At 66.0% G+C, this 5,671-nt stretch carries 5 protein-coding genes, 2 pseudogenes and 1 CRISPR repeat array; of the genes and pseudogenes, 3 read left to right on the top strand and 4 right to left on the bottom strand.

What is annotated here, in order from left to right:
• Together U9980_RS20530 and U9980_RS20525 are read left to right on the top strand one after the other, a co-directional pair.
• A pseudogene (locus tag U9980_RS20530) lies at positions 1-332 on the top strand (guanylate kinase); the annotation flags it as partial.
• Entirely contained in the window at positions 329-1,069 is a 741-nt protein-coding gene (locus tag U9980_RS20525; RefSeq protein WP_322769407.1) for a hypothetical protein, read from the top strand. The pseudogene U9980_RS20530 and the gene U9980_RS20525, both read left to right, overlap by 4 nt.
• Before the next feature lie 450 nt (positions 1,070-1,519).
• Positions 1,520-2,203: direct repeats of the CRISPR family, unit length 30 nt; unit sequence GTTTCAATCCCTCCAGGGATGATCACGAAC.
• A 625-nt stretch (positions 2,204-2,828) separates the two neighbouring features.
• Here U9980_RS20525 and U9980_RS20520 read toward each other — a convergent pair.
• Together U9980_RS20520 and U9980_RS20515 are read right to left on the bottom strand one after the other, a co-directional pair.
• The gene (locus tag U9980_RS20520; RefSeq protein ID WP_322769406.1) at positions 2,829-3,014 is read right to left on the bottom strand and encodes a hypothetical protein; all 186 of its coding nucleotides are present in this window, start codon (positions 3,012-3,014) and stop codon (positions 2,829-2,831) included.
• A gap of 376 nt (positions 3,015-3,390) precedes the next feature.
• Positions 3,391-3,666: pseudogene (locus U9980_RS20515) on the bottom strand (tyrosine-type recombinase/integrase); the annotation flags it as partial.
• Here U9980_RS20515 and U9980_RS20510 point away from each other — a divergent pair.
• Positions 3,580-4,032, top strand: coding sequence for a UTRA domain-containing protein (locus U9980_RS20510; RefSeq protein WP_322769404.1), 453 nt, complete (start codon positions 3,580-3,582; stop codon positions 4,030-4,032). The pseudogene U9980_RS20515 and the gene U9980_RS20510 sit on opposite strands and share 87 nt — an antisense overlap.
• A 91-nt stretch (positions 4,033-4,123) precedes the next feature.
• On the opposite strand, the gene U9980_RS20505 is transcribed toward U9980_RS20510, so the two are convergent.
• A complete protein-coding gene (locus U9980_RS20505; RefSeq protein WP_322751361.1) occupies positions 4,124-4,414 on the bottom strand; it encodes a hypothetical protein in 291 nt (96 codons plus the stop codon).
• An 86-nt stretch (positions 4,415-4,500) separates the two neighbouring features.
• On the bottom strand, positions 4,501-4,695 hold the full coding sequence (locus U9980_RS20500; RefSeq protein WP_322769403.1) for a hypothetical protein: 195 nt from the start codon (positions 4,693-4,695) through the stop codon (positions 4,501-4,503).
• Positions 4,696-5,671 lie beyond the last annotated feature (976 nt).

The raw sequence follows: 5,671 nt of genomic DNA, 5'->3' as shown, positions 1-5,671 counted from the left end.
CTGTGGGACAGGTCCCGGTCGTGCACCTGGGCCAGGTCGCCGGTATCCGCGCCCTCCGGACCGGCTACCCCGCACGATGGCTGACCGTTCTCCTGTGGTGCCCACGCGAGGTCACCCGTGCCCGTCTCCGCGAACGCGGCAGCAGCGATCGCAACGAACGACTTCAAGTCTGGGACGAGACGCAGGCAGACCTAGCCACAGCCGAACCCGACACGTTCACCATGGTCTTGCGCACCGACTGGCGGACACCGCCCGCGACCGCCGGTCTGATCCACCAGGCGCTGACCGGCGAGTCCGCCGGCGCCCCACCGCTTCGGGACCCGATCGCGTGAGCGTCCAGCTCGTCATACCCGCGCTCACGTTCCACACCATCGACGGGACCATCAGCACCCTCGACACCGAGCGGTACGCCCGGCGCGCCGCCGCCACCTGGGCTGACCTGTTCATCCTGTCCGGCACCACCACCAACGGCCACACCGCGACCACCGCTGAACGAGCCGCCACCATCGACATCTGGACGGCTGTGATCAACCCAGAGCGGATCACCGCCTGTTGCTGGTCACCGGCGGACGTCGCCGAGGCCGAGCGCCGCGGGATCACACCCATGGTCGTCCTGCGAGACCTGCACACCCTCGATCAGGCCCGCCGTTTCCTCGCCGCCCTGCCGAACACGAGCTACGTGTTCAGCCACCCCGAATTCAGCGGCCACACGCTCAGCCCGGAACTGGCCCGCGTCGCCACCGCCAACGGCTGTCTTCCCCGCGGCGCGAAGGTGTCCAAGGTCAGCCCGGAGGATCTCGCGACACTTCGAGTAGCCACCGGCCCGACGTTCACTCTGTGGGACGGCACAGCCCGACACATCGCCACTAGCCTCACCGCCGGCGCCAACGGCATCGTTGCCGCGCCGCTCAGCCACATTCCCGAGCCGTTCCCCGCCCGTGATGTCCCTGCGCTGCAAGATGCCATCGACCAGACCCAAACCGTTCTTGACCGGCTTCCCAACCGGGCAGCCCGCACAGACGCTCTGATCGACCGTGCCCGCCGAGGCATGACCACACGATCGGCGTGAGCAGGTCTTCACGTTCGACCACTCAGGCATCACCGGGCATATGTCCGGCACACTGCCGAATTCCTCGGTTTTAGATCAAGGGCGCGGCACGGGCCGCGCCGCGCGACGGCTGCGCGTGGCGCTGGCGCGCCATGCTCGCCGGACGCGTCGCTGACCCGCCACCGCGCATAACCCAGATCAGGAATGGTAAGTATGCCAGACGCACCGGAACCCGTGGGCATTCCGGTCGGGCTGACCGCCGCCGGATAGGCGAATCCATGCCGTACCGAGCGGCACGGATTCGCGATGCTGGTCCTGTTCCGCGGTCCAGTTCACCAAACACCCGACCGCGTTCCAGGATTCGTAGTCCCGCGACCAACGGAGACCATCGCCGGCAGGCCAGAGACAGACGAAAAACGAGCAGGGGGCACGCCAGCGGGCTGCCGGGAGACAGCCTCAGGTTGCTTACAGGTTTCAATCCCCCCATGGATGATCACTGACAATAGGCCCAGGTGACCGCGGCATAGTTTTTCGCGTTTCAATCCCTCCAGGGATGATCGCTGACAAGATGTCCGGCGGCCGGCGCAAGGGAACCCCCGGACGTTTCAATCCCTCCAGGGATGATCACGAACCGGGGAGGGCGCCGGTTTTTGGGATGGTGATTATGAGTTTCAATCCCTCCAGGGATGATCACGAACCACAGCTACCGCGGCTACTACGACCAGCTCGCGTTGTTTCAATCCCTCCAGGGATGATCACGAACCGGGAACCGTGTGGGGGCGGCGCGGTCATAGCCGTGTTTCAATCCCTCCAGGGATGATCACGAACCGCCCGCTGCGGTCAATGTCCTTCCCACTCTCTACTTGTTTCAATCCCTCCAGGGATGATCACGAACGTCTCCCCAACGCGCTTGGTCGTCTTACGGCGGATGTTTCAATCCCTCCAGGGATGATCACGAACGCGCTGCCCCACCTGCCAGCGCTACGCCGCAGCAGTTTCAATCCCTCCAGGGATGATCACGAACATGGCATGACAGGGATCGTCCGGAATGTGTTTGTGGTGTTTCAATCCCTCCAGGGATGATCACGAACACGAGATGCCCGCCGCGATGTACGCGGAGATGTCGTTTCAATCCCTCCAGGGATGATCACGAACCCGAAGATAAACTCGCAGGTCACAGGCGGTTTCCGGGGTCGATCCGAGGCTCGTTCTGCAGCGGTCCGGCGGTAGTGCAACACCGCAGGTCAGAGCTATGATCCATATCCTAGAGGATCGAGGTCCCGTTGCTCACATCGGGGCCAGGGCATCCAGTCTCCACCAGGTCCGTAGACCCCCGCGACGTCGTCCGCCGGGCGGGGGCTGACAGCAACCGTTGACAGCAACGTAAGCGGACGTCGGCGGACGGCCACGCACGATGGAGGCCCGTCGACCTGAGCTGATGAAAGCCGGCGAACCTCTACGAACATCACAAACGTGACTCACAATTCCCCGATCGCGTCCGGCGGTACTGACGGACCTTCGTGGAGTAGAGCGGGGCTCCGCCCCGGATCCCGGCCCTCGCTCCGGAGGGGGGTGGGAATGCGCCAGTCCGCTGATCTTCTCCGCCGCGCGTGCACCCGGAGGGCTACCCCGGAACCCCCCAACCGTGCAAGGGGCGTACGGCGAACAGCGGCGAGGGGGGATGGCGCCCCTTGCACGGCCGGGAGAACCCGGGGTAGGGCGTGGCCTGCCCGAGCGACGGAGGAGATCAGCAAGCACGAGGTATGGATCAACGTTTCGGTCAGGTGCGCGGCTCGGGTCGCTTCGGGTCGAGGTGGAAGACGGCCACCAGGTCGACATCTCCGAAGTGCTCCAACAGGATGGCGCTCGCCGGGATGGCCGCGAGCGTGCGGATCAGTTCGTCCGCGGTCGTGCCGAGAGGTACCTCTACTTCGTAGTCACCGTGCGCTGCTGCAACGATGGTCATGGGTCAGGCCCCTTCTGCGGGATGGGTCTGGTCAAGGGGCCGGTGCGGAGTAGCCCGCTCCCACCGGTCCCGCCTGGCGGATCGAGGAGGCGCCGCGCCGGGGGAGCGCGGGACCGCCGAGCCTGCGGAAGGTACGGGTCAGGTCCGCCCGGAGTCAGCGAAAAGTCAGCGGACGCCTGAGTCGACGACATCACGCCGTTGCACAGGATGACCCATGACGGCACCTCTGACCAGCGACGATCACGGAACGTGCAGGTCGCGGACCCGGACAAACCGCGTTCGGGACGAAGAGGTCGTGGGTTCGAATCCCGCCACCCCGACCAGCTCAGGGGCCATCCTTCCTCGTTGAGGATGGCCTTTCGCAATCGGTGGGTGACTAGCTGGGTGACTGACCTCCCGGTGGGGTGGCGGGGAAGATACGGTCCATCGCGGTGGCACCGTCCTCCACTACCGGGCGAATCTGCTTGCGGTACACAGCTTCCGTTACGGTCGTCCCGCTGTGGCCGACCAGCCGGGAGATGCGTTCCAGGGGCATGCCGTCGTCGGAAAGCAGGGACACGAAGCTGTGCCGAAGCTCCCGAGGCGTCCAGTCCTTCGCGACCAGGCCGGCCGCAGCAGCCACCCGACGGAAGGCGCGCCGCACGTTCGCGGCTGGGTTACGACCGACGATGACGTTCGGTCAGCGCTGTCGGTGTCCTGGTTCCCTGCCGACCTCGCGGACTCTGTCCCCGAGTTGCTGTCCACCGACCCGGCGCAGGCGGCGACAATCGGCCGGCGGATCGAGGAGATGGTCGGACCGATGCGGCACTGCCGGGACTACGTCGAGGCGCGGGCAGCTGACGCCCGAGAGGCCGGATATCTGCAACTACCGATCGGCTCGCCCATCCTGGCGGGTACGTACCTGCACTGGTCGACCAACGACCCAGATCTACTGATCGAGTACGGCGAGTACGTGCTTCCCCCCAAGAAAGTCCTCAGCTGGGACTACGACGTTGACGACATGGCGACCGAGATGTGAGCCCGAACGTCTGCAGACCATGCAAAGGCCCGACCAGGATGCGTCCGGTCGGGCCTTTTTGTTGCGTTCGCGGTCAGGTCGCGCAGCACCCCTACCGCTCGAAGATGTCGTGGGTGCCGATCCGCAACCAGATGATGTGCGGGCCGGGTTTGCCCGGGATCGGCTCGCCGTACTCCCACAGCGCCCGGCCGTTGCGCGCCCACGTCATCTCGTACACACCAGGCTCGGACTTGAAGCCCTTCACGCGCAGCTTCGGGTGAAACGAGCCCGACCTCAGCCCGTCGCAGAACAGCCGACGCGCCCGGATGAACGCGGCCTGCTCTGCGGAGCTGAGACGCGCGTACTCCGCCAGAAACCGTGCGGCGGGGTCAAAGGTCGGCATGCCGCACACGATAGGTGCGGATGCTGACAATGCCCATCTCCGCGGGCGTGTCGGGGATAACTGCGAACCACCCGCGGCCGGGCTGTTCAGCTGGCCTGTGGGTACGGCTCCGCGGACAGCGAGGCAAGAAGCGCGTCGAACTCGTTTTCGTCGTTGCAGCGGATGAACCGCCCGGCCGCGATGTCCTCGCGCGCCTCGTCGATCGCCTGGCGGGTGGCGGGGTCGGGCTCATCCACCCACTCGTGCGGCTCTGGGTACGGCCAAGCGTCGGGTTGTGTCACGTCCCTCCTCGCCTCCCCTGGGCAGTCGGCTTCCGGATCGTCCCCACGGGCGTGGGGACGGCCCTTTCGAAGAGCATGCCCACACATGAGGGCACTTACAAGAACCGCGCGGGGTGACTCTTGCACGGACGTGCAAGGGATCCGAACGAAGGTCGTCGGTTGCGCCCGGCGAGCGTCAGGACGGTGACGTATCGGTGGCTGATCGCCGACCATGCGGCGTCGAAGAGGTCGATGTCACAGCGGTGGTACTGGATCTGACGCGGGTCGGCACCTCAGCGCGGACGAGGCGCCCCGTCGAAGCGACCGTGTGCGTTATCCCATCGGATCGTGTCGAGATCGTTTCCAAACTTGATCGGGATCCGTCGGCACGGTGGCCGACAACTCCCGTCGAGCAACAGTAGTTGGACGGCTTCATTCGGTTACAGATCTTCGATTCGAGGCCGTGCCAACTTTCCCTACTTGTTCAAGAGCGACCCTGACGGGCCGCCAAGAACAACGGGGCTCCGCCCCGAACCCCGGCCCTCTCTCTGGAGGAGAGGGGAACACCCGTTCGGTTACGGTTGGCGGGATGGGTGCGAGTCCGCTGGTCTCCTTCGCCGACCGGGCACCCGAGGGCTACCCCGGAACCTCCCGACCACGCAAGGGCCGACAGTGAAGATCGGACTCGAGTAGACGCCGGCCCTTGCCCGGCCGGGAGAACCCGGGGTAGGGGCAAGCCTGCCCGACCGACGGAGGAGATCAGCTCAGCCCGGGATCTGTGAAGAGATCTTCACCGGTGCTCACCGTGCCATACGCGACGCGCCGTGCAGGACCCGGCCGGGCCGCTGCGCTCCGGACTGCGCGTGCCGCTGACGCGCCATGCTCGCCGGGCGCGTCGTCTCAGCCTCCCGCTCGGTGCGTCGGTGCGTCGGTGCGTCGGTGCGTCGTCAGGAGTACAGCACGGAAGTACAGCAACCCCGTTGGCCGTAGCCGACCG

The sequence above is a fragment of the Protofrankia sp. Cr1 genome (genome assembly GCF_963555865.1).
Taxonomy (GTDB): Bacteria; Actinomycetota; Actinomycetes; order Frankiales; family Frankiaceae; genus Protofrankia.
The sequence above is the reverse complement of the archived record's forward strand: the minus strand, read 5'-3'. Positions and strand labels throughout refer to the sequence as shown.

What these genes read in the sequence shown, in the direction of transcription:
- U9980_RS20520 (WP_322769406.1), bottom strand. Translation starts at nt 3,014, where the DNA reads ATGACCATCGTTGCAGCAGCGCACGGTGACTACGAAGTAGAGGTACCT.
- U9980_RS20505 (WP_322751361.1), bottom strand. Translation starts at nt 4,414, where the DNA reads ATGCCGACCTTTGACCCCGCCGCACGGTTTCTGGCGGAGTACGCGCGT.